A 26,723-nucleotide genomic window follows, 5' to 3' on the forward strand; every position below is an offset into this window, starting at 1 on the left:
TATTTTGCTTTCTTCCAGTTTTATGGACAAAAATGAAGAATAATACCCGATTTTGTAGCTAAAAAGAACAGTAGCGCTGAAATAAAGTTTCCCGCAGTGTGTTGGATTTATCTTTCTGTGCCTCATATCTTCCGGATTTGACTGATTAAATCAAAAAAATACTTTCTTAATTGCCCAAAATCGATTTACTAATGATTTTTGTGGTAAAATCCCCACTTATAGGGATGTCTTATTCCCTTAATTGGATTAGTTTTTGTTGTTAATTGATCTTGATAAGTTAAATCTAAAACTTCCTTTTTTTTTAAAATAAGGTCTTTTTAGCTTGAATTACTTAAAGATTAATTTTTACTCCTAATTTGTTTAAAATCCGATGCTGATCCATTATTTACACTTAATCAAATGCATTTTGCTCCTTTCAGGAGGGGTGATGTTCAGTTTGATTTCTTTTTTTTCTTATCGTGTTAATTGTCTTTTAAGAGAAAATATTACTGCCTGTCTTTTTAGACTATAGGGCAGTACTTTGTCGTTTAAATTGTGAACGATCAGATCGGAAATATTACCAGTGCGCACTAAATATGAATCTAATCAATTTATAATTTTTTTAATCTAACCCCTATTTCACCATGTCAAAATCATTTCTTACTCCTGTTATCCCGCGAGTCGTCGGCGTAACAAACCATTACGATGGTCACCAGCTCTTTAAGCCCAATTTGTTAATGAATAATTGTATCTGGTAAGTATTTGAGGTAGAACGCGTTTTCAAAGCCTCCAAAACTTACTTTATATTCTTTTAGAAAAAGATGAAGAAAAACTAAAAACGTTCTCAAAACTCGTCATGAATATTCTGATGAACCGTTTTTTATTTTTTAATCTGTTTAATTAACCTTATGGAATTTATGGAATTTAATAATAACGTCATGAATGCTCCCTGGGACAGGTGTAGCGACTTCTATACACGTTCAAATATGGCTTTACCTAAAGTGATTTTAGATCAGTTTCTGCCCTCATTTCTTAGTCCGGGACAGTTTTACTACTACTTAGTTGATTTCTATGGCCAGCAGATCAGATACATAGATCCGAGCATCGCAGATATTTTAGGCCTTGATCCTGAATCGGCAACTGTAGACAGCATCCTAAGCTGTATCCATCCCGAAGATATCAATTATGTAACCCAGACAGAATCCGCAAGTCTCAGGTTTATGTTGAACCAGGTTGGAAAGGATAATCTCAAGAGTTATTACAAAACCACTTATTGTTTCAGATTTAAAGTCGTTGGTGGTAATTATGAATTATTCCATAACGAGTCTGTTTTCCTTTCTGACGAAGAAACCGGACGGATCTCACAAGTGCTTCATATTCATACGAATATCAATCACCTTACCGCATCTAATGATTATACCCCCTCTTTGATGGGGTTGAAGGAAAGCGGATGGCCGGTAAACATCAATAAAGAACCGGAAAGTAATGCGCTGAATTTACATTTTAGCAAGCGGGAAATGGAGATCATCAATTTGATCGCCCTCGGATATAAAAGTGAAGAAATTGCAGAATCACTGTTTATTTCACTGCATACCGTACAATCGCATCGTAAAAATATCATTCGGAAGTCTGGGGTTAAAACCAGCTCAGAACTGATCAGTTTATGTGTGAAAGAAGGACTGATTTAGTCCGTTTTTTGCAGCTCAGGGAAAAGAGAAAGGCGGACCATTGGTTCGCCTTTCTCTTTTAACAGGATTTTCTTTAGTTTATGACAATGTGATGCCTGCTTTAATTCTCTAATTTTGAAGTATAACGTTGGAGGTTGGTTTTTAGCTTTATTGAGGATTTAAATGAGCAATATAGGTTGCGCCATTGTCATTGTCTCCTGAAATTCTGCCTTTTCGCTGGCTGTACTTTTTCAGAAACTTATTAAAATGACTAAGGTCGCTAAAACCGAATTTATAACTCATCTCTTTTTTTGTCGCATTGCCGGAATTCAGCAAGCTTTCAATGACCTTGAATTTATAATCATCGATGTATTGTTTGATCGAAACATTCATCTGACGCTTAAACAGGCTGCTTAAATAGTTGGCGGAGAAATGGAAATGAGTCGATAATGTAGTCATTTTCAGTAATTCCGGTTGTTGAATATGGGAGTGGATAAACTGAACTACCGAAATCAACACCTGGCCATTTGAGGACTGCTCAGGAATCATATCATTGATGGCATTCTTTTTCAGAATGGAGAACACCGCTCGGATGAGGTGAAAGATCACCTCATTGGCAGCGCTCAAGCTGCTTTGCCATTCTCTGACAATGAGCAGCATGAGCTGATCAATCTTCTCTAAGTCATCCTCCAATTTTACCAATCTGGAATCATAAGTCGCACTAATGGCCAATAGCTGAGCGATCAGTTTGCTCCAATCTTTTGTCGTCTTTTCATTTGAAAAACCTTCCAGGTAAATGTTGTTGAATTTCAGTACACTAAATGTGGTTTCTTCCTGTATATCGAAAATGTGTGCATCTTCCGGAGCGAGTAAAAAGAGGCTTCTCCCTTGGTAAGACTGTTCTATTTGATTGTGGTAATGCCTGCCCTTCCCGGAATGGATAAATACCAATTCAAAATGATCGTGGTTGTGCAGGGGGAAAGGCCATTTTAGCGTGCTAAAATGCCTGATGAAAAGGGCTTCATGTTGTATAAATCTTTTCAAGTTTGACTTTTTACAAGTATAGGATTAATATGTACAATTATTAAAATCAAGCCGGTCATAGATTTGCGACATTCCTAAAACAACAAATCATGTTAGCTGAACAAAGTACAAAAATACGACCTGTGGTGATCCCTTTAATGGCAATTTCCGCAGGTATTATAGTAGCAAACGTATATTATAATCAACCCATATTAAAGGAAATTGGCCTTTCTGTAAATGCAGGGGAAAGCGAAATCGGCAGAATTTCCATGATTGCCCAACTCGGTTATGGGCTGGGGATGTTTTTTCTGCTCCCCCTGGGGGATAAGGTAAACCGGAAAAATCTGATCATCGGCCTGTCCGGATTGCTTGCCATCACATTGGTGATGGTTGCCTTTTCTTCGAGCCTGCTGCAAATCTCCATCCTGAGCTTTTTTGTAGGGCTTTTTTCTGTGCCGGCACAAATTATTTTACCAATGGCGGCAACCCTGGATAAGGTAAACAGGGGCGCAACGGTAGGGAAGGTTTTTAGCGGTATCCTGGTAGGAATACTGGGCGCAAGGGTGACTGCCGGATTGTTGACCGAATGGCTGGGCTGGAGGTCTGTATTTGCAGTCTCGGCCTTCATGGTGATGGTAATGGGGGTTTTATTAAAGATCTATCTCCCGGAAGCCCCCTCCAGATTTAAAGGGAATTATGTAAATCTTTTGAAATCTACCTTGTCCTTAATTAAAGAATATAAGGTCCTGAGACAAGCCGCAATATTGGGCGCATTTACATTTGGCGTATTCTGTTCTTTCTGGACAACCTTAACCTTTCATTTGAGTGGTTCTCCTTTTCATTACCATGCAGGAACCATCGGTCTGTTTGGTTTGATTGCCATTGGCGGAGCGCTTGTTGCTCCTTATTTTGGGAAGCTGGCCGACAAAGGAAGTGTGTATAAATCATTATTGATTACCGTTTCAATGCTTATTGGCAGCATCCTGCTGATTAAAATATTCCCTTTTTCTGTGTCTGTGTTGATCATCAGTGTATTCTTTCTGGATATCGGAGTCCAGGCTACACAGATTACCAATTTTACCAGGATCTATAGCTTGCATGAACATGCACATAGCAGGCTGAATACCATTTACATGACGACCTATTTTATCGGGGCTGCGGTAGGAACTTATAGCGGACTGCTGGCATGGAAGTTTGGAGGCTGGAACGGCGCAACATGGCAAATGCTCATTTGGAGCAGTCTCGCCCTGGTGATTGTCATGATTTCTGCACGTTCCAGACCGGTAGCTGTTTTGCGGACAGATACTTAGTTTACCTTTTTGAGCCTCATCTCGAAATTCTTAATCCAGCTGACTCCTTTGTCTGTAGATATTTCTCCGATTTCAAACCAATCTCCCTGATCTAAAGTGAGGCTGAATTTAACCATATACCTGGGGTTATCCATGCTCCAGGTATAACCAACGTTATCTTTTACCTCTGGTGCAGTATCTGTCATATAGCCCATGCCTGTCATCGCTGTAAACCGATAATCTTTTTACTTGTATTTCAGTTGATCAAAGCCATTGTGCCTGACTTACCTGTGCGTCTTTATGCACAGGTAAACAGGACTTGTTCTCTAACCAAATAGCATGACAAATGTAAATTATTTAGAATTATTCTAAACAACATAAGCAAGAAAAGTTGAGCTATGACATTCAAATTACAATTTATGCGTTATTGATCCTTACTCTTATACATAATGTCTGTTCTCAATACGTATTTAAAACCGTCAATGAGGCGGTCGCCTTCGTGCCGCTGACTATGTTCAAAGATCAAAGCCATTCCTTTCTTCGGACTGATGACCTCTCCGGATTTAAATTTTGTCTGTCCACCTTCATAATCCTCATTCAGGTATATCATAAAGGTGTAATAGCTGAATTCTGTTTCGTTACGTATGAAACTCCCGTCTCTGTGCATTTTGAAGCGCTGTCCGGGACTGTATTTATAGAACCTGAACAACTCATTTAGTCCAAGGGACTCACTGTTCCCGATAACGGGTTTTATATAGGATTTCAATCTCTGCCATAGTTCGCCGGCATAATCAGCATCTGTATATAAGACCCTTTCATTGTCCCGGATCATCTTCATCATCTCTTGCTTGCCATCGATATTTACCTTTGCTTCTTCAAAGCCCATATCTTCCGCCTTTGCAATTAACTGATCGCATTCTTCCTCACTTAGGAAACCGTCAATGGTGAAAATTTCGGTGTGTTCATTAATGTTGTTCATAAAACAGGGTTTAATGGTGATGATAACTTTTGATAAATCTCATAGTTTTCGTCGTCAAAGCAGACGAAGATAATCTTGTCGAATGCCGCAATGTTTTCAAAATCCTGCACGGCCTGTAGGGCTATTTCTGCTGCTTTCTCTTTAGGAAAATGATAAATTCCTGTACTTATTCCTGGAAAGGCAATTGTTTTCAATTGATGGTCATACGCCAGTTTTAGGCTGTTCAGATAGCAGCTGCGCAGCAATTCATTTTCCTTTTTATGGCCGCCGTTCCAAACCGGGCCAACGGTATGAATCACAAATTTTGCAGGAAGGAGGCCAGCGGTCGTAATCACTGCCTGTCCTGTCGCACAGCCACCTTGTCTGTTACGGATCGCAATGCATTCTTCCAGAATAGCTTTGCCGCCTTTTTTATGAATAGCGCCATCAACACCACCTCCCCCTAACAGGGAGGTATTTGCAGCATTCACTATCGCATCTGCTGTGATGCTGGTGATGTCTCCTTTGATCAGTTCAATTTTCATCAGCGTATATTTGTTTTTTTTCGTTTTGTTTATTGATCCTCAAAGGTTCTCAAGAACTCGTAAACTCGGTTTAATGGTTATGAAGCGGTCATGATCTTTATTATTCATCCAGATCTATTGTTTTTTTATTGCATTCAGGAGCTCGCAGGCTCGGTTCATTTCGTGATGTGATCTGTGAGCTCATGATGGTTTCATCAGAAATAGAATTTAGTCTTTCCCTCACTTCCATCAAGGCAAAGCCGAGTAAGTTTTCCCCTTCCCAGAGCAAGGGGTTTTCTGCTTTGGAATCATCTGCGGCTAAACCTATCCCCCAAATTGGATCTACAGGACTGGCCTCTACAAGAACCCGTTTATTGGTCTGTAGCAGAAAGTCCTTCAATTCCTGATGCTGACTGAACTTTTGATAATTGCCGGCAACAACAAGATCGAATTTCTGTGCATCCCATACTTCAGGATCGAAACGCTCCACCAGCCGTCCTAGCTTTTTTGCTTCCGCAGGAGATTTTGCATTTAAAATCCTTTCAGCGATGGCAACATCGCCAAAAAGCTCCGCCTTCTTTACCATCATCCAGTGCTCTGCGCTGGGATAAACCTTTCCTTCATATTCAAAATGAGCGACCCACCACTGACTAAAGCAGCTTACCGAAGCGCTGCCGTCTCTACTTGGCTGATGTCCCCAGAAGAATAGAAATTTGATCTTTTCCTTTTTCCGGTATTTTTCAATTAAGGCTTTTTTGTGGTTGTTATTCATAGCTTTAAGGTTAGGGTGAATTGAAAATAGCGCTATTGCGGTGATGAAATGTTCAATTGAAAACTGTTTTGTTTCAGGTCTTTGTTAAACTTGTATAAGTCCGGGTGGCGGTTTTTTAGACCTTCCCGTTTGCTGCCGGTCAGTAAGATGAACCCTGCATCGAGTATTTTCCTCCGGAAGTTTCTCCGGTCAATGCTGATGTCAAGAATACATTCGTAAAGTGCCTGCAGCTCTGTCATGGTAAATGTTTCATCCAGCAGCTCAAAACCTACAGGATGATAAAGGATTTTAGACTTTAAACGCTGCGATGCCTGACGGAAAATTTCTGTATGGTCAAAACCAAGTTCCGGAATCTGATTTACGGGAAACCATTGAACGTCATTGGCCATTTTTCCGGCAATAATTTCAAAGCGCTCCGGATTGATTAAGGTGTAATGTGCAATGGAAATTACCCTTCCTCTTGGGTCACGCTGTGGAGCATCGAAAGAATATAATTGTTCCAGATAGAGATTCTCGATGCCAATTTTAGTGCGCATGATCCTGTTGCATACCTGTTGTAGTGTTTCTTCCATTTGCAGGAAACCTCCGGGTAAGGTCCAGCCGTCTTTAAATGGCGCATCTTTTCTGTTGAGCAGTAAGACGGACAAGGACTGACGGTGATAACCGAATACCACAAGGTCGACTGCAAGGGAGGGGTTTTTGTAGGTATGGAATTCTGGGTTCATTCTTCTTTGCGTTATTATGACACAAAGTAACGTTGAAATTCCGGTAACTTCCAAATAAATCTTTAATCTCCTGAAATAAAGCTGCTAATTTTAGGGTTACCATGCTTAGGAGGGATCGTGAAACGCCATTTTTATAAAACGCATAATTAAGAGGATTTGGCGTTATAACCTGAAATTCATTAGCTCTTCGACAATGAAATGTATTTAACTATTAAAATCTACCCATGAGAAAAGTACTTTTAGCGGCAAGTTTTTTAACCATCTTCGCGGCCTGCACACAAGCACCCCCGGTCAATGGTGATTTAGTCGGAGAAGATACTAAGGCAGTTGATGCTGCTACATCGCGAATAATTGAAACCCCGGAGCATGCAGGTAAACAAGTGATTGCAGTTGATCCAGCACTTTCTAAACAATATGCAGGTGAATACCGTGGTGATATCCCTAATGCTGATGGAACAGCCAGGACAACCCTGATCTTGAATGTTGACGGGACATTTAAGCTGACTGAGCTCTTCAGAAGGGCAGGCGCAAGGCCGCTTAGCACTACCGGACACTGGATTGTGGAAACCGATCATGCCGGCGTCATCAGCCTGACTGAAAATAATATTGAAGTCTACAAAAAGTTTAAAACTGAAAGAAAACAGCTGCGTCAGTTAACCGTAGAAGGAGAAGTAATTGAAGGTGAAATGAAAGACCTTTATGTACTTAAAAAAATAAAATAATCGCGGGAAGCGCAGTCGAAATTCCCAATTTAGCTGCGTTTTTTTTATAAAATCCGGAGGATAATCTGAGCTGTTTTATGATGTTTTGTCTGCCGGGTTTAATTGTTCTAAAAGGCTGATTGGTAGCGCGCTCTCGTTCTTAATTTACATAGTGTTCTATTTACACCATCTACCCTCAATAAATTATCTTCCTGTAAATGTACCTTCAATAAGATTAATGTTATTGAAAATGAGTTGATTAGCTTATTTTTTCTTGACTGGAGCTCTGGTTCCGGTCGTAGTTTTTTGTCAAAAATTAAGTATACTAAATTAATAATTATATATTTGCAACCTCAAAAGGATTTTACCTGTTTTGAACTTTATTACAGGTAATTGGATCTAAATCAGTCCTCAGATAACCTCTGAAATCAGGTTGATTTAAGCTCAAATCCTCTAGAAAATAGTCAACAAAACAAAAGGCTGGTTTTGAAGACTGCAAAGATTTTATGGTTTTATACCTTTTTTTGTTTATCCGGTGAATTTACCGGATCATAAATTTAAGGGCTGAAGTCATCTGATTAATTAGACTAAACAAAAAACCAAAGCCTTACTGCCAATGTAGGAGGCTTTCTAATTTTAAAGACAACCCAAATGCTAAATTTTGTTCTCTTTGGCCCACCGGGTGCAGGCAAAGGCACTCAATCTCAGAAATTGATCGATCAGTATCAATTGATTCACATTTCAACAGGTGACCTTTTTAGGGCTCACATTAAAAATCAATCCCCATTAGGCCAGAGAGTAAGTGAGCTAATCGCAGATGGACAATTAGTTCCGGATGAGATTACCATTGCTATGCTGGAAGAAGAAGTGGATAAAAACCCCGGAGCCAAAGGCTTTATTTTTGATGGTTTTCCACGTACTGTTCCTCAGGCGGCTGCTTTAGATGAGTTTCTGGAGAGTAAAGGTAGCTCCATTGCAGGTGTAATTGCTTTGGATGTTGATCAGGACGAATTGACCAAACGTATCGCTCAACGTCAGTTGGAAACCGGTCGTGTGGATGATCAGGCAGATAAATTGCAAAAAAGAATTGACGAGTATTTTAGCAAAACAATTCATGTTTTGCCGTACTACGAAGCACAAAACAAACTGAGCAAAGTAAATGGAATCGGTAAGATCGATGCCATTTTTGCAGAGCTGTGTGAAGTAGTAGATAAATATTAGTTTTATAATAGGATTAGATCCTGATCTCATCAGGATAACAAAAGCCCGGCTTAAAAGCCGGCTTTTTTATTTTAAAAAAAGAAGGTTATGTCGCAAGGTTCAAATTTTGTAGATTATGTTAAAATATGCTGTCGCTCCGGCAAGGGAGGGGCAGGTTCTGCACACTTGCATCGTGATATACGCACTTCTACGGGTGGACCGGATGGAGGTGATGGCGGACGCGGTGGACACATCATCCTGAAAGGCAACTCGCAGTTCTGGACTTTACTCCACCTGAAATATCGTAAGCACATCATCGCTCAGGATGGTCAGCCGGGTTCCAGTGGAACTTCTTCCGGTAAGTTCGGTAAAGATGAAATCCTGGATGTACCCCTGGGAACGATCGCTAAAGATGCGGAGACAGGTGAGGTACTTTTCGAAATTACGGAAGATGGAGAAACAAAAATTCTAACTGCAGGTGGTCGCGGCGGACTTGGAAACTGGCATTTTAAAACGCCAACTCTACAAACACCACGCTTTGCACAACCTGGAGAAGCAGGTAAAGAGGAATGGATGGTGCTGGAGTTAAAGGTACTTGCAGACGTTGGTCTGGTAGGCTTTCCAAATGCAGGAAAATCAACTTTACTCTCTGTCCTTTCGGCAGCAAAACCGGAAATTGCAGATTATCCTTTTACGACCTTAGTACCAAACCTGGGTATCGTAGCTTATCGTGGCGGCAAGTCGTTCGTAATGGCTGATATCCCTGGAATCATCGAAGGTGCTTCTAAAGGTAAAGGCTTAGGATACCGCTTTTTACGTCACATTGAAAGAAATTCAGTCCTTCTGTTTATGGTTCCTGCGGATACACACCGGACAATTACAGAAGAATATGCCATTCTTAAAGCAGAGCTTCTGGATTACAATCCGGAGCTGATGCAAAAACCACATTTGCTGGCCATCACTAAATCAGATATGCTGGATGAAGAGCTGGTTGCCGAAATGAAGAAAGAATTGCCAAAAAATATTCCAGCCATCTTTATTTCTTCTGTAGCCCAAAAGGGGTTAACAGAATTGAAAGATATGCTTTGGGAGTCGATTAACAGCGAGGCCTAAATACTAAAAGACCTTTCCTCTGGGCCTATACGGCTGAGGAAAGGTCTTTTAACTTTTTCTGCATACAGATACTGCTCTCTACATTCTCATACTGTCCGTAGTTCGGAATCACTTCATAACCCAGGTTCTGATAAAGGCTTACTGCTTCTGTTTGTTTATTTCCTGTTTCCAGAATACAGGTTTCATATCCAAGCTCATTTGCCCAGATCTCCAGTTGTTCCAGAACCTTTTTTGCAATCCCCTGTCTGCGGAAATCAGGATGGACAAACATTCTCTTAACCTCCATTGTCCCTTCTCCGAATTCTTTTATGGCACCACAGCCCACTGCATTCCCATCAATATAGGCTACAATGGCATGCTTGATGGTATCCGTTTTATTGAATTGCGTAAAAAAGGCCTGATCTTCTCCATTGTTGGCACTGAGATTGTCGTCCAAAAGGACGATTAATTTTCTGAAGTCCAGGTGTTCAGGGTTTGTCCTGCTAATGTGTATGTTCCTATTCATAATATATGTATTTACTAAATAAATGTCAGTCGAATAAATCTATATAAGGGATGAGGATGTTTCAGGTTAGTTAATATATGGATTTTTAGGGATGTTTACGATTTTATAGCCATCATTTTTAAGGGCTGTTAATTGCTTTTCATCAGGGGTCTCTTTAAAGATAATTGCCGATAATACCTGCCCCGGAATGATCCTCAATTTTAAAAGAACGTCGAGAAATGACTTTTTGAGATAAATAGACCTGAATTTTTTATTTTTCATACTGGCTTCCAATGCTTCAGCCCCACTAAAGTAGAAATTGGGGTTGATCTTTTTAAAAGCAACCATTGGAAGGTTTAAGCCTGCAGCGAATTTTTCAAACTCGCGTTCTGATACTTTATACACGAAATTCCCAACAGGCTCATAGGAAAACCTGTTTTTCCAGATCGAAGAGCCTAAATTGCTTTTGATCGTATTGAGGCTGTTCACCATAAACAGCAACAGGGGCATTTTTGAAATGGGATCCTGAGGTTCAATCACGACAATCCCTTTTTTGGATACCCTGATCATTTCATATAAAGCCGAATAAGGGCGGGGGAAATGATGGTAGGATTCTTTGCAAAGCACGAAATCATAGCTGTCGTCGGTAAAAGATAACTTTTCCGCGTTTTCAGAACGAAAATCATTTACAATACCTTCCTGATGTGCAATGCTCAGGAAATCGGTGTTCAGGTCGCTCGCGGTAGCTTTATTTCCATTTTTAAGAATATACCTGGCATCAAATCCATAAGCATCGCCAACGGTGAGCCATTGCTGGTCCTTATGCTTTAGCAATGGATTCAGGCAATCGAAAAACAGGCTTTGAAGCCAGGACCCTATGCTGCTGGTATCTTCGTATCTGCTTTTCTTAAAATAGTCGGATTTAGCCTCCGGGGTAGGAAACTTTTCGTTATACCATTTTTCATGAAGCTCATAGCTTTCTTTATGGAACATTATATCTTTATCATTTAATGTATGTCAAATTTAAGTTAAAAATTTTCTGACTGAAAAGGGGTAAATGTTAAATTGTGTTAATATTCTATGGCGTATTTTACTAAAACCGTTTAATTAAGTATAGTTGGGGGATTGAGGCGCGATATTTGCCTGCCTAACAAAATTCTATTGATGAAAGCTGAAATTGACAGGTAAAATATTATCTTTCAAAAACCAGTAAGTTAAAGAACTTAGCTGCAATAAAAATAATAAAAATAGATGGCTTTATCGCCAATAAAAAACAAATTACAGTAATGAAGAAATGTTTGGTAATCCTTTTTGTATGCTTGAGCAGCATCGGTTTTGCACAGGAAAAATATTGGCAGCAAGAGGTCAGTTATACAATTGATGTAGCCCTGAATGATCAGGCAAAGACACTGAAAGGCTCGGAACAGATTGTTTATAAAAACAACTCGCCCAATACGCTTGATTTTATTTGGTTCCACATCTGGCCGAATGCCTATAAACAGGAATCTACAGCCTTATTCCAGCAGTTAAAGAACGACACCAGCAGGGTGAAAAAAATGGAAAAATATAGCTATGGTAGTATTGACGGCTTAAATTTTAAGGTAAATGGGAAGACTGCCCTTACAGGGGCGCATCCCAATCCTCAGTATATCGACATCATCAAAGTAAAGCTGGCCACGCCGTTAAAACCCGGAGCATCTGTGAACATCTCTACAGATTTTAATGTGAAACTTCCTTCTTATTTTTCGAGATCAGGTTTTGCCGATGGAGAATTTATGGTGTGCCAATGGTATCCGAAACCGGCAGTATTTGATAAAGATGGATGGCATGAATTCCCTTACCTGGACATGGGTGAATTTTACAGCGAGTATGCTTCCTTTAAGGTGAACATTACCCTGCCTTCTGATTATGTGGTAGGGGCTACAGGTGTTTTGCAGAATGCGGATGAACTGAAAGCTTATAAAACGATAGGTGCAAAAAATGCAGCGAACAGAACAGCTGCACCTGCACTTTATCAGCCGAAAGATAAAGGCCTGAAGAAATTAACCTATGAAATCAGCAATGTTCCTGATTTTGCCTGGTTTGCAGCCAAAAACTTTGTCGTACAATATGATACGGTAAAATTGGCTTCAGGTAAGAGCGTAGATGCATTTACGTATTACCACAATAAGAAAGAAACTTTGTGGAGCAATAGTATCGACTATGCAAAAGACGCAGTAAAGCGTTACAGCAAATGGGTTGGAGAATACGAATATCCTGTCGTTCAGGTGGTAGAAGGTCCGGCAAACAATTCCAGTGGCGGGATGGAATACCCAACGATTACGTTGATCACCAGTCCGGATGCGAAGAAAGAAACGCTGGATGCCGTCATTGCCCATGAAGTTGGCCACAACTGGTTTATGAGCATGCTGGGAAGTAACGAAAGAAAACATACCTGGTTGGATGAAGGTCTGAACAGCTATTTTCAGTTCAGGTATGAAGCAGAAAAATACAGGTCAAATTCCTTATTTGGAGATGCAATTCCTGCACAGATTAAACAATTGCCTGAACCGGAATTCTCTTCCAGAATTTACCAGGTAATGGGCTCTATCCCGATGAAATCAGCCATTGAAACCCCGGCGGATAAATTCTCCAGCTCTGATGAATATGGTTTGATCTCCTATGTGAAAACGGCATTGTGGTTACATATGCTGGAAAGCGAAGTGGGCCGAGAAAAAATGGATAAAGCCTTTCAGCACTATTTCAGCTTGTGGAAAAACAAACATCCACAGCCTGAAGATCTGAAAGCTGCATTCGAGGAATCCCTGGGCGTTAAACTCGATGCTTATTTCCGACTTTTAAATACAGAAGGAAGTTTTAAATAAGGCGGAACTCCCTAAGAAGAAGTAAAAGGACCGTCTATAAAGGCGGTCCTTTTGTTTTTACCAGTCCTGATAACGGAGAATAAGAAAGCTATTTCCGGTTAATAAAAGATTCCTTTTTCATGGTTTTTGTGCAGATCCATACGCTGATCAACATTAATACCGCGGCGGCTAAAAAGGGCGCACCGGAGAATTTAACAGGGGCGTTTGGTCTGGTAAACCAGGCAAAAAGATTGGTCATTAACAATGGTCCTACAATCGTCGTGGCACTCATCAGACTGGTCAGTGCGCCTTGTAATTCTCCCTGTTCGTTCTGAGGTACATTCCCCGAGATGGTGGCCTGTAGTGCCGGGCCTGCGATTCCTCCCAGGCAATAGGGAACAAGGAAGGCAAACATCATCCAGCTTTGGTTGGCAAAAGCAAACAATACCATTCCAAAAGCCGAAAAGCCCAGACCGATATAAATGCTTTTTTCATTGCCTAGCCGCGGACTGGTATAACGGATCAAACCGCCCTGTACCAATGCCACTAAAATACCGGCTGTAGCCAGGGAAATGCCAATCAGAAAAGTGTTCCAATGGAAACGTTCAATATTGATGAAAGTCCAGGTGCTTTGCAGGGCATGTCCGGCAATATAGATGAAGATCAAAGCGACAATTAATCCGCCTACTCCTTTGTATTTCCTCAGGCAGAGCAGGGAGCCTATAGGGTTTGCTCTTGACCATTCAAAAGGACGTCTGTGTTCTTTAGACAGGGATTCAGGTAAGACAAAATAGCCGTAAATTACATTGATCAGGGTCAGGACCGCTGCAGCAATGAAGGGGATTCTCGGGCCAAGCTGACCTAACAGTCCACCCAATGCAGGGCCAATAACAAAACCTAAACCAAAAGCAGCACCGATCATTCCAAAATTCTGAGCCCTGTTTTCTTTGGTACTGATGTCTGCAATGTAAGCGGTAGCTGTAGTCATGCTGGCGCCAAAAACTCCGGCAATGATCCGCCCAAGAAATAGCCACCAGATGCTGGGGGCCAAAGCAAGAAAAATATAATCGATCCCGAAACCGAAGAGAGATAACAATAAAACAGGCCTTCTTCCATACTGATCACTCAGATTTCCTATAATTGGCGCGCAAACAAATTGCATGATCGCATAAGCAAACATGAGCAATCCGCTCCATTGAGAAGCCTGACTGATATTTCCATGGATCAATTGTTCTATCAATTGAGGGAATACAGGGATAATCAGTCCAATGCCGATGACATCCAATAACATGGTGATGAAAATGAAGCTTAACGCTGCCTTTCGGGTAGAAGCCATAAATTTGTTGTGGGTTTGAACCCGCAATTTATATTTTTTTAATCTATTAGGTTGCTTCCTATTTTATTTTCATCTTGGTTTTTTATTTTTGCAGGCATAGAACGCGTTTTTTTTAAGAAACTAATCCGGGGGGATGAAGGAACAATAAGGGTGGATATTAAGGTGCCTGTTTACAGCACCTTAATCCACCTGTTCCGGGTCAAATCAATTGGTGTGCTTTCCTTCGACAAAATCTTTTAATGAGGTACCTATGATAAAGGTCCATCCTGCATTAAATGAGGAAGGTGCAAAATCAGGATTGTCTGTAGTAAAGCTTTCCAGGCCTGCATGTGTGAGCTTCAGTCTCGTTTGTGCCCCTTCTTCAAACAATTCAAAAGTAACGGCAGACTCACCGGGAAAATTTTCATATTTCCAGGTATAGGTTAGTCTCTTTTCAGGAATGAGTTCTGTGATTTTGCAAAGGTGGAGGTATCTGGTGTCGTCCTTAGAGCCATAGAACTGGAACTCAAAGCCGATTTCAGGCTTAAAGTCTGCAATATCAAAATACCATTTTTTCATTTTTGCATTGTTGGTTAATGCATCCCATACACTGGCAACCGGTGCATTCAGGGTTCTTTCAAGTACAAGTGGTTCTGCTTTCATTTGGTTGTAGATTTGAATTTCTTATTTGGGTTGATTTTCTGAATCAAGGAAGTTGGCTAAGGCATCTAGTTTTTGTGACCAGAATTCCCGGTATTTTTCGGCCCATGCAGCAACTTCCTGTATTTTTTGAAGTCGTGGTTCACAATAACGTTCCCTGCCATCCTGCCTGATTGCCAACAGCCCGCATTCCATTAAAATCTTGATGTGCTTGGAAACTGCTGGCCGGCTGATCTCAAAATGATCTGCCAGGGCATTCAGGTTTAATGATTGCTGAGAAATCAAGCCAATAATCTCTCTTCTGGTGGGGTCGGCTATTGCCTGAAAAACATCTCTTCTCAACTTACTCTGTTTTATATGAAACCATTCGGTTACTAATTTAAGTGTAACCGTTCGGTTTCGCAAGTATTCGTTGAAATTTTTTAATGAAAGAAATACTATTGACCTGGCACTCTTTGAATGGCACCTTAAGGGATAGGGAAAATATTGAATTTAGGCTCCTGTTTAAACGGGTTTCCGGGGAAGGTGCTCTAATTTATGTTTAAGTACCTGATATTCTTTTTCTAGATTCCGGAAAGCCTTGCTGTCGACTGGGTTTCCACCGTTATCGTTCAGTTGTTGGAGATAATCCAGTTCTATCTGATCAAATCTTGTTTTTAGTACGGCATATTTCTTTTTCTGACTTTCTTCTTCCGGAGTGTCTGGTTCACCATTGAGGTTGCCAAGATAAGCACTGTCAGAAATCTTTTTACCATTTGCAGATTTGAAGCAGATATAGGCCTCTATTGGCTCATTAAGCTCGGTATTGGATAAAGGAATAAAATGTTGACCGGCATCCCTTCTGCAGGCATTAAGGACCGTTGTTGATCTGTGATCTAAAGGATGATGGAGCATGAGCATCACCATATCGTTGTTTAATGCAGGGAAATCCTGGTTGCTGAGCCCCCAGCTGATCAATACACCAGTTTCTGTTTTTACCATTTTCAGGTCATTCGCTAATGGTAAATCACCATAACTTAGTACGATTTTACTGTAATCTATCCTGAGATTAGGATATGCTCCCTTCAGGGCATTCTTTTTATTATAAGAGATGGCCAGGTTAAAGGGATTCCTTACCGTTCCCCTTGCTTCCAGCTCAAAACTTGAATTAATAAAACTTTTCATTGATTTAAAGACCTTCATCGTTACCGACATCGCCTGCTGATTGCCCTTTTGATTTATACTTGGCTTACCTGGATCTCCGATTGTCCGAACCACAGGCTGTCCATTTAACAGGTAAAAGACGAGGTTACCTATTTTTCCTTTGAGATGACCATGAGGACCATTAAGTGATAGTGCCATAATTAATATATTAATTGTTTTAATTCTAAGGTACGTAAATTTTAGTTCACAATATGATTTGTCCGAAAATAGTTTGAGTGGTATTCGTACCAGGGTTTGATTTTTCTAAATCTAAATGATACTTCTGGAATGTTAATGAACGAGGTTGATAAGGTTTTTAACCTGATAAGGCCCTAGCAACCTCGAAAGGAGGCCGAAGATAAATACCCTAAACCGGAATGCTGATACGGACAAAAATGAAATGCATTATTGCATATTCATTTGTATTGAGTATCTTCAATAGAAATAAGTTTAGAAGGAATTAAAATGAAAGCAATATTTGTCTCCCTTTTTTGTTTGTTGATGAGCAGCTCTGTTTTCGGGCAGGCTAATGAGCTTTTGTTTTCGCGCTTGCAGGGGCTATTTACCAACAAAACCGAGTTTTATAATGTCGATGGATTTGAAATCTCCAGCCAGAAGCTGGATGCAGAATTTTCAAAAAAGAATATCCTGAAGACTTTTAAAAAATTTGGAATCAAAGAAGCGGACCTGAATGCAGCGGATTCCTTATTGAAAATTAACAATTGGTACGTAACAAAAGCAAGCGAAGAGGTTAAAGGAGTTTTAATAAATTCTTCGTATTACTTCATAGAAAGCACCGATAAAAAATTGATAGGGGTTACTTTCTCTGCAATGAATAAATCGGATAAGGATTTTGAAAGGAGTTTTGTGACTTTAATTAAGAACAATGCAGTTCCCAATAGTGTCTTTAACTCCCTGGACCTTGATAGCCTCAATTTTGCAGGTAGAAAGATCGCAGTAGGGGAAGGTTGCCGGTATATGGGGGTAAATAATGTGCAATGTTCTTCCAACGGACAAATGAGCTGGAGCGTTCATAAAACCCAGGAAGATGCAGCTCAGACGGTCAATGCCCATTGGAAAACGATCCTGGAACAAAAGGGAGGTAAAGCCTTATCTGATACTACGGTAAATGTTATTTTTGAAGGAAAGGAAACAATGGCTAAAAAGATGATTTATGGTTTTAAGGGAGTAAATTCATTGTTGATTAAAATGGATGGAGCTAAGACGTTAACTGTTTATGCGGTAGCCTGCCCGGCAAGAAATAATTTTGTGAGCTGTGTGATGAGCTTTTGGAATACGGATAATGTGAATAGGAATGGATTGCCAAGATTGCTGGAAAAAGTAATGACATTGAAATAGCAGCAGCCTGAATTTAAAGTGTATTTGTTAGCTTTTCTATCAGCTCTTTGAAGTTTCTGAAAGAATTAGGACAATAGCCTACAAAATTTGGTTCCTGGAGTCTGTATTTTATTTTATGGAGAATCGGCTTAATCTTATGATCGCTGTGTACTAAAAAATCATTGTTATCCATCATGTTATGGCATGGGGGATCAAATATTAAAAACAAGTGTCCATATAGATAAGCCCTGTTGGCAAGAGAGCCTACCTGATCTCCCTCAGCCGTTAGGGCATCAGCGAAGTTTTCCAAAAAATCTCGTTCCCAGTCTTTAAGTCCGGCAACAAGTTCTTCCAAATCGTTGTCATCAAAGTGACTTAAAAAACTGGTGACCTGACTATAGCCACCATACCAATATTCACTATCCACTTCGTTGTACTGAGCAAGGTGTAGATACAGTTCTTTTATTTTTTGGTTGTGTTCTAAGGAAGGCGCCATATATAATGGCAAGTTATGAATTTTAATAATTACTGAACTGTCATCTGCTTTTTACTGACCGTATGCGCACTAAAGTATCCCAGGGCTTTGTTGTTAATATTTGAAGGTGGATTTCCAGGAGTTGCTCCGCCAGCAGGGCCATTTGAAGATTGCTGGCCCAGTGTGTACCAGTAAAGGAATACATTTTTATCGATAGACTGCATTTCGATATCCACTACATCTCCTGTTTTCAGTTGATCCTGATCGTCGTTATTCCCGGTGAAAAACAGCACAGTAGGCACATCATTCCCATCAGTCAAACGGTCATTTTCTGCATACACCTGTTTCGATTGAACCCCATTTACTTTCATTACAAAGCGGTATTGGTTGGCAATGCCGGCCGGATCTTTATAATGTACCTGTGCCTGTTTCTGATCATCACCTCCAAAATTAAATACTTTGACATCCAGAAAATCAATCCCTACCGGAGCAGGCATACCGGACGTTGCGGTATAAACTACATTATTTACCGTTGCCTTAAGCGTATAAACCCGCCCTGTTTCTCCCTTTAAAGAGGGAAAAGTATACATCCCTGGCGCCGTTTCTGAAAAGGTCCAGGAATGGCTATTGTCATCTGTAACCGTAACCACTGCCCCGCTAACCGGAGGGTAGGTATTGTTTTCCGTATAAGGAACAGATTTGCTGATTTTAATCACCTGTTGTCCCGGCTGATCGGTGATGTTTCCCTCGATTACGAGTTGACTTTCGGCGTTGTCCAGCTTCACGTCAATCACTTTTTCACAGGCGCTAAGTGTAATGAATCCGGCAAGAAGCAGGGATATATATTTGATTTGTTGTAACATGATCATTAGAATTTGAAGTTATAAGTTACTGAAGGGGTGATGCCAAAAAGACTGGTTTGCACAGCTTCTGTGCGGGTTGGGTCATTTTCCTTATCTCTGAACCTGATGGCATAAGGGTTTTTAGTGTTGAGGACATTGTAGATACTGAATGTCCAGCTGCTCTGGAACCTCCGGGTTTCTTTTGCCTTCAGGGTCGCTCCAATGTCCAGTCTTGAAGTGTTGGGCATCCGGTTGGCATTTCTATCCGTATAATAATAAGTAGTCAGTCCGCCTATGTCGTACTTGCCTGCCGGATAGGTAACCGCATTTCCGGTATTGAAAATATAATTGGCAGAAACAGACCAGCGTTTACTCAGGTTGTACATGGCCACCATCGATAAATCATGTGTTCGGTCTTGTCTTGCAGGAAAATAACTGCTCTGATTGATCCCTTTAAACTGCCGCTCTGTTTTTGAAAGGGTGTAACTGATCCATCCGGTCAGCCTGCCTTTGGTTTTTCTTCCATAGAGCTCTATTCCGTAAGCGCGTCCCTTTCCGTACAAGAGGAGCGATTCTATCTCTGCGTTGGCTGTTAAATCTGCACCATCCTTATAGTCAATTTGGTTTTGCAGCCATTTGTAATACACTTCTGCAGAAAACTCATAACCATTGTCTTCTGTGTTTTTAAAATATCCAAGAGCGATCTGATCCCCAATCTCGGGTTTGATGTTGTTGCTGCTCATCACGTATTGGTCGGTTGGAGAGCTTGTTCCTGAATTGTTGAGGATATGGATGTTTTGAGTATTTCGGTTGTAAGAAGCTTTGATGGAGTTTTTATCATTCAGTGTATAACTTGCCGAAAAACGGGGCTCCAGGTTGAAGTAGTTTTTAACAAAATCCCCACTTTTGTAGGTCTTTGAAGAAATGAGTTCTGTGGCGTCGTTATAGGTATTGATCTTTCCGGGGCCAAGCAGGGAGAACTGGCTCAACCGCAGGCCAAATAGCAAATTGAATTTTTCGCTCAGTTTCCATTCGTCCGATAAATAAAGGCCAAATTCCAAACCATAACGCTTTTCAATAGAAAGTGGATTGATACTGGAATTACCGGAGGCTGTAATGTCAGAAGGCATGATCTGATGGTGTGTACCCTGTAAGCCAAATCTGAGCAGGTGATTACTGCTGAAATATTGAAAATCCTGTTTGAAGTTTAAATCCCTGATGAGCGATTTAACTTTGGCATTGCTTTGATCATCGATCAGTTCAATGGCATAACTATAACGGTTGTAAATTAAGGAGGTATTTGAGAATAACCTGTTGTTAAAGATATGGTTAAAACGTACTGTTGCTGTGGTATTGCCCCAGTCATTGGCAAACAGGTCTTTAATCCCGATATTGTCCTGGCCAAAGTAACCGGAAAGAAACAGGGTGTTTTTATCGTCAAATTTGTAATTCACTTTCGCATTGATGTCATAGAAATTAAGGGTATTCTTCTTCAAAGCGGAGTCGCCAAAAGCTTTCAGCAGGAGGTCGATATAGGTTCTCCTTGCGCTGATCATAAAGGAGCTTTTATTTTGAACCAGCGGACCTTCTGCTTTGATGCGTGAAGCAATGAGGCCAAGGCCACCCTCTATACCAAACTTCTTATCGTTACCGTCCTGCATTTTGACATCCAGTACGGAAGATAAACGGCCACCGTATTGTGCCGGCATACCTCCTTTATACAGGCTGACATCCTTAATTGCATCGGCATTAAAAGTAGAGAAGAAACCCAGCAAATGGGCTGAATTGTAAACCGTCGCCTCATCCAGCAGGATCAGGTTTTGATCAGCGGCACCACCGCGGACAAAAAATCCGGTATTGCCTTCTCCTCCGGATTTTACACCAGGCAGAAATTGTATGGCCTTTAACACGTCCTTTTCTCCCAGTAATACAGGTACATTGTCGAGGTCCTTCATGTTGATTTTGTTCAGGCCCATCTGGGGACTTCTGACATTTTCATTCTTCAGTTCTCCTGCACTGATCTGCACTTCCTGTAAGGTCGAAGCCGGGACAAGGGCTATGTTAATGGTCAATGCTTTGCTGAGCAAAACTTTCTGAGTTGAAGTTTGATAACCACTGTAACTAACGATCAGGCTGTATTCCCCGGCAGCAGCAGTAATTGAATAAAAGCCATAGGCATTAGTTGCCAGACCAGTATTTTGAGCTGCGTTTTGCAGTTTAACGGTTGCTCCGATTAACGTTTCCCCTGTCGCCCCGTCTTTTACCGTTCCGCTTATCGTAACGCGTTGCTGCGCAGACAAAATAAAGGGGACTGAGCTGAGTAGCGTAAAGAGAAAAATGAATGTTATTTTCATGCCATTTAGATGTTTAATGAAACGAAAGTATCTAAATGGCATAGAAGCGCCTTGAAAATAGCGATGAGTTGTATAGAATATCAGTTCAGCCGTTAAAAAAACAAGATGACCTGTATGGTCAATTCATGAAAGAAATGAAGCTTAAGGTTTGCAGCCAATGATACTGACCATCGTTAGTTTGTTGTCTTTGTCGTAAAAATAGGATTTGAGACTGCAATCCTGCCCGATGAGGGTCACTTGTTTAAATAATTGCTGCAGATTTTTATCCTTGCCGAGCATGATTTGTTTGTAGGGATGCTCCCAAATGATTTCGTTTTGCGAACTCAGCGTTTTTGGGTTTAAGCTGTAAAAACTGGATTTTGTGTAGAGGTCGTCGGTCTCATTTTTATATTCATAAATGGTTTCCGAGTCTTTGCTGCTTTCTCTGACGATTCTTCCATATTGATCATAAATATAATCTGTGTTACTGCCTGACCCGGCATCAGGCCCTCTGGAAAATCTCCTCACACATTGTTTTTGGTCATTGAAATAAAAAGTCTCACAACTCCGGGGAACACCGTTTTCGATGTTTATGGTGTGATATCTGTCTTTTTCATAGATAAACCGGGTGGTATTATTATCAGAAATCAGTTCCAGGATCAATCCTGATTGGTCGATGGTGTACCTTAGGCGATAACTCAGTTCGCCCTGATTGAAGTTACTCATTTCCAATACCTGATTTTTGTCATTATACAGGTAAGTACTGTGATTGGACATTTTTTCCTGCATCAGGCTATCTTTGAACATCTCAGCATTTCTTTCCGGGCAATTACAGTCTACATATCTTTTAGAATGACTTAAATAATGAATGGTATTGGCGTTTTTTATCAGTTGAACAGCATAATCCTGATCTGGAACGAATTTCGATTTCATGATCTGCTTCATTTCTTCCAGAAGACTGATGCTGTTTTTCTGATCCAGTATCTTTGGAACGAGTTCATCAGCAGAACTGATGTTGAGGTAAGTCTTTATGGTTTTTAGATATTGATCTGGCCTGGTTACAAGTATCGGTTGATCAATGCCATTGGAGATCAACATTCCATAAGGTTTCCGGGCATTCGGACGGTAAAAGAAAAATCTGCCCGATGTATTGTTGTATTCCACGACGTTCTTAGTGTTGATGTCGAATATTGGAAAGCTGGAATAAACCGCTCCAAAATAAGCATTTACTTCCCTGCTGTTTTTTTTGTGCTTCTGGTATTGAGGACTGCGATCATCTGATCCGAAAAATATGATGCTATTGCCGGGCTCAGTAAAACTAATGGCTGCTTTTTCTTTTAATGGCATCTCCCGGAGAAACACTTTCTGAGCAAAAGAATTGGTAGAAAAGAAGCAGAGTAATAAGCAATACAAAAGGGTTCTTAACATCTGATCGGGATTTTGGTTCAGGGGCTTAAATTAACGTTTATTATCAGACCTGTATTGCTATTTTGATGTTCGTCCGGAATCAGCTGATATTTGCGGGGATCAGGTCATTATTCGTTTGAGAATAGCAAAAGGGATTGTGAGAATGGCACGAGAGGTTAAAAGAACAGGATCCTTTTAAAAGGATCCTGTTTATGATAAAGAATTTTTTCAATTCCTTAATAAATGATGCTTTTCAGGTCTGCAGGGGAATAGTTGATAGATTTTAGGGTCTTATCATCATTTGATCTGTAAACCAGAAATAGGGAGTCTTCTTCTTTGTGGTAAGCATTACATTGATGATTGGTTCTGTAATGTTGAATCGTCTCATTTGCCTCTTCTTCAGATTTACAGGCCTTACTCATGTTTGAACGATGAACTTCGTCAAAAAGTGCTTTAAATTTATCTGCCAATCCGAATTCCAAAATGGCTCCTGCCAAAACATATTGCAGGTCACATAAAGCATCCGCTATTTCAATCAGGTTGTTTTCTTCTACTGCTTGTTTCAGTTCATTCAGCTCTTCAGCAAGAAGAGAAACCCTAAGGTTACATCTTTCCTTAGCAGGGATACCCGGTGCCTCTTGAATCGGATGTTTAAATGTTTTGTGAAATTCTGCGACCTGGTTTAGTGAATTTGTCTCTTGCATGTGTTATTGATTTAAGATGGTATGCTGTGTTTCCATCAAAATTAATATATTTCGGTGAATATATCAGCTGTCTGGTTTGGATGGTATTGCTGTGGAACTGGTCTTTATGCGAATCGTAAATACCCTGGAACGGAAATGTATCTTTCTTTATATTTATGAATGATTAACGTGCTATTTAGATATCCTGCTTCTTGCTTGCTTTTGTTTCTTACAGCCTGTAATCCCTTTCCCCAAAAGGATACACATCTAGAATTGCCTTTTCTTTCTGAACTGGTTGGTCGAAAGGAATTGTTCACAAAAATTATGGATTATAAAGGAGTGAGCGCGGTCAGCTTTTTAAAGGATGATCGGGTACTGGTGATGCCCGACAATAGTAGCCTGCCCTTGAAAATAACCGATGCGGAAGGAAAGGTCCTGTTTCAGGTGGTTTATGATTTCAGGAAACCACTTTATCTTGACCCACAAGGGAACCTGTATGGGAATGGCAGGAAGTATTTTTATCCTGACTATACAAGAGCTGTCGACTTTGAAAATGTGATGGTTAGCGATAGCCTAAGGAATAAATATGCGGAATTTGAATTGAAAAATCCAGGTAACGATAGCCTTAACCGTAAACTGACAGACGCTTATGAGGTCGGTTTTTTAAAAAAATATAAGCTGACACCCTGTGAGTTTGTAGTGGTCAATACGGAAAAGTGTGATGTCCTTGAAGTCAGAAATAATAAATTGTTGTTACGCCAGACAACGCTGACAAAAAATGATTTTGCTAAAAAAGAAGAACGGCTGACGGAGTTCGATGACGCAGTTTTGCTGAGGTGGAGAAATGGAAAAATGGTGACTCCGGAGTATATGCATTACTATCAGATCAATGATGAAGTCAGGTTTAAAATGGATGATGTGGAGTTGCTTAAATTCGGAATACTAAAAGGGGAGACCTATCTTGATACGCCTTATGGCTTATTTAAATTTCATTCCGGGAAATAGTGATGAAAATATTCCCGCCATTGCTAGTTGTTTATGTCTTATTCGTTACAAACTAACGATGGAATATTCCAAATGCTACATTATATCGCATTAAAAACGAAAGCCCCTTTTTAGGGGCGTTCCGGTAAAAACGGATTAGGTTTTCTTTAATATCCCCTTTTCAATACTTTCTTCGAACAGCATTTGTGTATGCTCCCAAAGTATTTGAGAACCATGTTGCATCGCACTGGTTTTCCTGATCACTGTATCATATTTAACATCAAACTCCATCCAGGTTCCTCCCCGGTTAGAGACATTTTGTAAAATCGGTTCTAATCTGTCCAGTGATTTTGCAAATCTGGCTTCCGCGGTCTGTCCTTCTTCAAATTCTTCCCAGATTGCAATAAATTCTTCTTTCTGTTGAACAGGTAACATGCCGAAAATTCTTTCTGCAGCTTTCCTTTCTTCTTCGGTATTGGTATGATTTGCGGTCGTATCGTATAAAAAAATATCTCCTGAATCGATTTCTACGATGTCATGGATCAGCAGCATTTTTACTACTTTTTGAACGTCTACTTTTTCATTGGCATGTTCGGCCAGAACCATGGCCATCATGGCGAGGTGCCAGCTGTGTTCTGCGTCATTTTCATTCCGCTCACTGTTAAATAGACGGGTTTTTCGCTGAATGTACTTGAGTTTGTCGATTTCGTGGATGAAGGCCAGTTGCTTAGCCAGGTGCTCTAAATTCATGTGATTACATTTGATGTTTAAGCATTGCAAAAGTAGCATTTAATCCGGTAAGAAAGAGCCGCCTGAAGCTCCATTTCTAAGGTAAACTTGATTTATTGCTTGTTTTTTCTTACCTTTGCAGTGTTTTTAATTTAAACCTTCGCTGTTGTTACGCCATCTGTGCGTTATTTTCTTAAAAGGAAACGGCACAATATCTGTTTAAATGCCTAAGGGATTTGCTCCCTGGAATTCATTATAATGTTTTATTTAAAGCATTTTTTTACAAGCAGCAATAAAGCGGGCCTGTATTAAACTTTATTATGGTAAAATTCACACAGCTTATAGGCTGTTTAGTGCTATTTATAGTTGTTCCATTAGCCACAACTTTAGCCCAGGACTCTACAAGAACAATACCCGACACCGCGTCGGTACGCATATTGTCAGATCAACCCAGTCTAAGGATCGGAGGTGCATTGCGGTTCAATTATAACCTTTCTTCCTGGAAGAAAGAACAAGTAAAAAGAGGAGGAGATTTCGGGCTCGATATGTTTCGGATCAATGCAGATGCCTCGTATAAAAAACTGGATTTTCATGCCGAATACCGGTTTTATGCCAAATCCTCCGGAGGAAGCTTTTTAAAGGATGGTTATTTAACCTATCATTTCAACGACAGTACCAATCTTGCAGTCGGACTGGTTCAGAATCCTTTCGGTAATACCACTTATAACTCTCACAACTGGTTTTTTAACCTGCCTTATTACCTCGGCTTTGAAGATAAAGCTTCCATGGGAATCCGGTTTCATCAACACAGCAAACGCTGGTCTTATGATCTTGCCTTTTTTAAAAATGCGATGGAACTCGATTTTGGCGATCAAACGGAAATTGATCCTTCGAGATATTCCTATGATGTGGCCGGCAGAAATAAAGAAGTAAATCAGGGAAACCTGAGAACAGAATATCTGTTGTCGGACAATAAACGAATTGGCATCTCCGGGATGCTTGGAGGAGTATACAATATACCTACGGGACAAATGGGCTCAAGATGGGCTGCGGCAATACATACAGACCTGAATTTCGGGAAACTGAATGTGAAACTTCAGTCGATGTATTACCAGTATCATTTGGCCGATTCCGCACAATATAAAGAGGTACTCCGTCTTGCTGCCTATGGTTCAGCTTATGAGGTAGCCACTAAAGCCTATTTGCATACTGCATCTTTTGCCTACACTGTACCTGTTAAACTGGGCCCGGTAACGGCAGTCACATTTTATGAAAACTATTCTTACATGAATAAGCCACAGGCCGGATATACGGATTCCCAAATGAACGTATTGGGAGGCATGATCAGCGCCGGAAACCTGGTCACTTATGTCGATTGGGCTGCCGGAAACAACCAACCCTGGTTGGGACCGGAATGGCAAAATGGCTTGTCTTCAGGTAATCCGGAATCAAAATGGCACAGTCGGTTCAACATCAATATCGGCTATTATTTCTAAC

The 26,723-nt window shown here is 40.5% G+C and carries 27 protein-coding genes; 9 read left to right on the forward strand and 18 right to left on the reverse strand.

Annotated features, from left to right (window positions below; genetic code table 11):
* Positions 1–896: 896 nt before the first annotated feature.
* Positions 897–1,667: a LuxR C-terminal-related transcriptional regulator gene (locus BLQ87_RS17205; RefSeq protein ID WP_172664857.1), complete on the forward strand. Its 771-nt coding sequence runs from the start codon at positions 897–899 to the stop codon at positions 1,665–1,667.
* A 147-nt stretch (positions 1,668–1,814) separates the two neighbouring features.
* Here BLQ87_RS17205 and BLQ87_RS17210 read toward each other — a convergent pair whose 3' ends face one another.
* Positions 1,815–2,690 (reverse strand): AraC family transcriptional regulator, encoded by an 876-nt coding sequence (locus BLQ87_RS17210; protein ID WP_074609189.1) that lies wholly within the window; start codon positions 2,688–2,690, stop codon positions 1,815–1,817.
* Between the two features lie 89 nt (positions 2,691–2,779).
* On the opposite strand from BLQ87_RS17210, the gene BLQ87_RS17215 reads away from it, so the two are divergent.
* The gene (locus BLQ87_RS17215; protein WP_074609191.1) at positions 2,780–3,979 is read left to right on the forward strand and encodes an MFS transporter; all 1,200 of its coding nucleotides are present in this window, start codon (positions 2,780–2,782) and stop codon (positions 3,977–3,979) included.
* Here the strand turns inward: BLQ87_RS17215 and BLQ87_RS17220 are convergent.
* The 5 genes from BLQ87_RS17220 to BLQ87_RS17240 form a co-directional block, all read right to left on the reverse strand.
* On the reverse strand, positions 3,976–4,173 hold the full coding sequence (locus tag BLQ87_RS17220) for a hypothetical protein (RefSeq protein ID WP_143010464.1): 198 nt from the start codon (positions 4,171–4,173) through the stop codon (positions 3,976–3,978). The two genes, BLQ87_RS17215 and BLQ87_RS17220, sit on opposite strands and share 4 nt — an antisense overlap.
* 209 nt (positions 4,174–4,382) lie before the next feature.
* The gene (locus BLQ87_RS17225; RefSeq protein ID WP_074609196.1) at positions 4,383–4,937 is read right to left on the reverse strand and encodes a prolyl hydroxylase family protein; all 555 of its coding nucleotides are present in this window, start codon (positions 4,935–4,937) and stop codon (positions 4,383–4,385) included.
* Positions 4,934–5,461 carry an O-acetyl-ADP-ribose deacetylase gene (locus BLQ87_RS17230; RefSeq protein ID WP_074609198.1) on the reverse strand — a complete coding sequence of 176 codons (528 nt, stop codon included), beginning with the start codon at positions 5,459–5,461 and terminating at the stop codon, positions 4,934–4,936. Before BLQ87_RS17230 ends, BLQ87_RS17225 begins: the two co-directional genes overlap by 4 nt.
* A gap of 100 nt (positions 5,462–5,561) precedes the next feature.
* Positions 5,562–6,212, reverse strand: a complete 651-nt coding sequence (locus BLQ87_RS17235; protein ID WP_074609200.1) for an NADAR family protein — start codon at positions 6,210–6,212, stop codon at positions 5,562–5,564.
* A gap of 32 nt (positions 6,213–6,244) precedes the next feature.
* Positions 6,245–6,937, reverse strand: coding sequence for an NUDIX hydrolase (locus tag BLQ87_RS17240; RefSeq protein ID WP_074609202.1), 693 nt, complete (start codon positions 6,935–6,937; stop codon positions 6,245–6,247).
* Positions 6,938–7,161: 224 nt separating this feature from the next.
* Between BLQ87_RS17240 and BLQ87_RS17245 the strand changes: the two genes are divergently transcribed.
* The 3 genes from BLQ87_RS17245 (at position 7,162) to obgE (ending at position 9,951) form a co-directional block, all read left to right on the forward strand.
* Positions 7,162–7,659, forward strand: a complete 498-nt coding sequence (locus BLQ87_RS17245; protein ID WP_074609204.1) for a copper resistance protein NlpE — start codon at positions 7,162–7,164, stop codon at positions 7,657–7,659.
* A gap of 630 nt (positions 7,660–8,289) precedes the next feature.
* Positions 8,290–8,859 carry an adenylate kinase gene (locus tag BLQ87_RS17250; protein ID WP_074609206.1) on the forward strand — a complete coding sequence of 190 codons (570 nt, stop codon included), beginning with the start codon at positions 8,290–8,292 and terminating at the stop codon, positions 8,857–8,859.
* 87 nt (positions 8,860–8,946) lie between these two features.
* The gene (gene obgE, locus BLQ87_RS17255; RefSeq protein WP_074609208.1) at positions 8,947–9,951 is read left to right on the forward strand and encodes a GTPase ObgE; all 1,005 of its coding nucleotides are present in this window, start codon (positions 8,947–8,949) and stop codon (positions 9,949–9,951) included.
* Between the two features lie 25 nt (positions 9,952–9,976).
* Here the strand turns inward: obgE and BLQ87_RS17260 are convergent, their stop codons facing one another.
* A complete protein-coding gene (locus BLQ87_RS17260; RefSeq protein ID WP_074609210.1) occupies positions 9,977–10,456 on the reverse strand; it encodes a GNAT family N-acetyltransferase in 480 nt (159 codons plus the stop codon).
* A gap of 66 nt (positions 10,457–10,522) precedes the next feature.
* Positions 10,523–11,428 (reverse strand): class I SAM-dependent methyltransferase, encoded by a 906-nt coding sequence (locus BLQ87_RS17265; RefSeq protein ID WP_074609212.1) that lies wholly within the window; start codon positions 11,426–11,428, stop codon positions 10,523–10,525.
* Positions 11,429–11,721: 293 nt separating this feature from the next.
* Here BLQ87_RS17265 and BLQ87_RS17270 point away from each other — a divergent pair, with 293 nt between their 5' ends.
* Positions 11,722–13,299 carry a M1 family metallopeptidase gene (locus tag BLQ87_RS17270; RefSeq protein WP_074609215.1) on the forward strand — a complete coding sequence of 526 codons (1,578 nt, stop codon included), beginning with the start codon at positions 11,722–11,724 and terminating at the stop codon, positions 13,297–13,299.
* Positions 13,300–13,387: 88 nt separating this feature from the next.
* Here the strand turns inward: BLQ87_RS17270 and BLQ87_RS17275 are convergent, their stop codons facing one another.
* The 4 genes from BLQ87_RS17275 to BLQ87_RS17290 all read right to left on the reverse strand — a co-directional run bounded on the left by BLQ87_RS17275 (position 13,388) and on the right by BLQ87_RS17290 (position 16,594).
* Entirely contained in the window at positions 13,388–14,614 is a 1,227-nt protein-coding gene (locus BLQ87_RS17275; RefSeq protein WP_074609217.1) for a TCR/Tet family MFS transporter, read from the reverse strand.
* 204 nt (positions 14,615–14,818) lie between these two features.
* On the reverse strand, positions 14,819–15,256 hold the full coding sequence (locus tag BLQ87_RS17280) for an SRPBCC family protein (protein WP_074609219.1): 438 nt from the start codon (positions 15,254–15,256) through the stop codon (positions 14,819–14,821).
* Between the two features lie 21 nt (positions 15,257–15,277).
* Positions 15,278–15,595, reverse strand: a complete 318-nt coding sequence (locus BLQ87_RS17285) for an ArsR/SmtB family transcription factor (RefSeq protein WP_074609221.1) — start codon at positions 15,593–15,595, stop codon at positions 15,278–15,280.
* A gap of 162 nt (positions 15,596–15,757) precedes the next feature.
* Complete coding sequence (locus tag BLQ87_RS17290; protein WP_074609224.1) at positions 15,758–16,594, reverse strand: DUF6266 family protein; 837 nt, start codon at positions 16,592–16,594, stop codon at positions 15,758–15,760.
* A 306-nt stretch (positions 16,595–16,900) separates the two neighbouring features.
* Here BLQ87_RS17290 and BLQ87_RS17295 point away from each other — a divergent pair, with 306 nt between their 5' ends.
* Positions 16,901–17,794, forward strand: coding sequence for a hypothetical protein (locus BLQ87_RS17295; protein WP_143010465.1), 894 nt, complete (start codon positions 16,901–16,903; stop codon positions 17,792–17,794).
* Positions 17,795–17,807: 13 nt separating this feature from the next.
* Here the strand turns inward: BLQ87_RS17295 and BLQ87_RS17300 are convergent, their stop codons facing one another.
* The 5 genes from BLQ87_RS17300 to BLQ87_RS17320 all read right to left on the reverse strand — a co-directional run bounded on the left by BLQ87_RS17300 (position 17,808) and on the right by BLQ87_RS17320 (position 23,534).
* Positions 17,808–18,269: a hypothetical protein gene (locus BLQ87_RS17300; RefSeq protein WP_074609228.1), complete on the reverse strand. Its 462-nt coding sequence runs from the start codon at positions 18,267–18,269 to the stop codon at positions 17,808–17,810.
* Between the two features lie 29 nt (positions 18,270–18,298).
* On the reverse strand, positions 18,299–19,111 hold the full coding sequence (locus BLQ87_RS17305) for a DUF4249 domain-containing protein (RefSeq protein WP_074609971.1): 813 nt from the start codon (positions 19,109–19,111) through the stop codon (positions 18,299–18,301).
* A 5-nt stretch (positions 19,112–19,116) separates the two neighbouring features.
* Positions 19,117–21,444, reverse strand: a complete 2,328-nt coding sequence (locus BLQ87_RS17310; protein ID WP_074609231.1) for a TonB-dependent receptor — start codon at positions 21,442–21,444, stop codon at positions 19,117–19,119.
* 141 nt (positions 21,445–21,585) lie between these two features.
* Complete coding sequence (locus BLQ87_RS17315; RefSeq protein WP_143010466.1) at positions 21,586–22,851, reverse strand: hypothetical protein; 1,266 nt, start codon at positions 22,849–22,851, stop codon at positions 21,586–21,588.
* 215 nt (positions 22,852–23,066) lie between these two features.
* Entirely contained in the window at positions 23,067–23,534 is a 468-nt protein-coding gene (locus tag BLQ87_RS17320; protein ID WP_074609235.1) for a pyrophosphohydrolase domain-containing protein, read from the reverse strand.
* A gap of 303 nt (positions 23,535–23,837) precedes the next feature.
* Between BLQ87_RS17320 and BLQ87_RS17325 the strand changes: the two genes are divergently transcribed.
* A complete protein-coding gene (locus BLQ87_RS17325) occupies positions 23,838–24,518 on the forward strand; it encodes a hypothetical protein (protein WP_143010467.1) in 681 nt (226 codons plus the stop codon).
* A gap of 135 nt (positions 24,519–24,653) precedes the next feature.
* On the opposite strand, the gene BLQ87_RS17330 is transcribed toward BLQ87_RS17325, so the two are convergent.
* Positions 24,654–25,247 (reverse strand): HD domain-containing protein, encoded by a 594-nt coding sequence (locus BLQ87_RS17330; RefSeq protein ID WP_074609240.1) that lies wholly within the window; start codon positions 25,245–25,247, stop codon positions 24,654–24,656.
* 299 nt (positions 25,248–25,546) lie between these two features.
* On the opposite strand from BLQ87_RS17330, the gene BLQ87_RS17335 reads away from it, so the two are divergent.
* Entirely contained in the window at positions 25,547–26,722 is a 1,176-nt protein-coding gene (locus BLQ87_RS17335) for a hypothetical protein (protein WP_143010468.1), read from the forward strand.
* Position 26,723: the final 1 nt, after the last annotated feature.

The organism is Pedobacter steynii, from assembly GCF_900103665.1.
GTDB classification, from domain to species: domain Bacteria; phylum Bacteroidota; class Bacteroidia; order Sphingobacteriales; family Sphingobacteriaceae; genus Pedobacter; species Pedobacter steynii.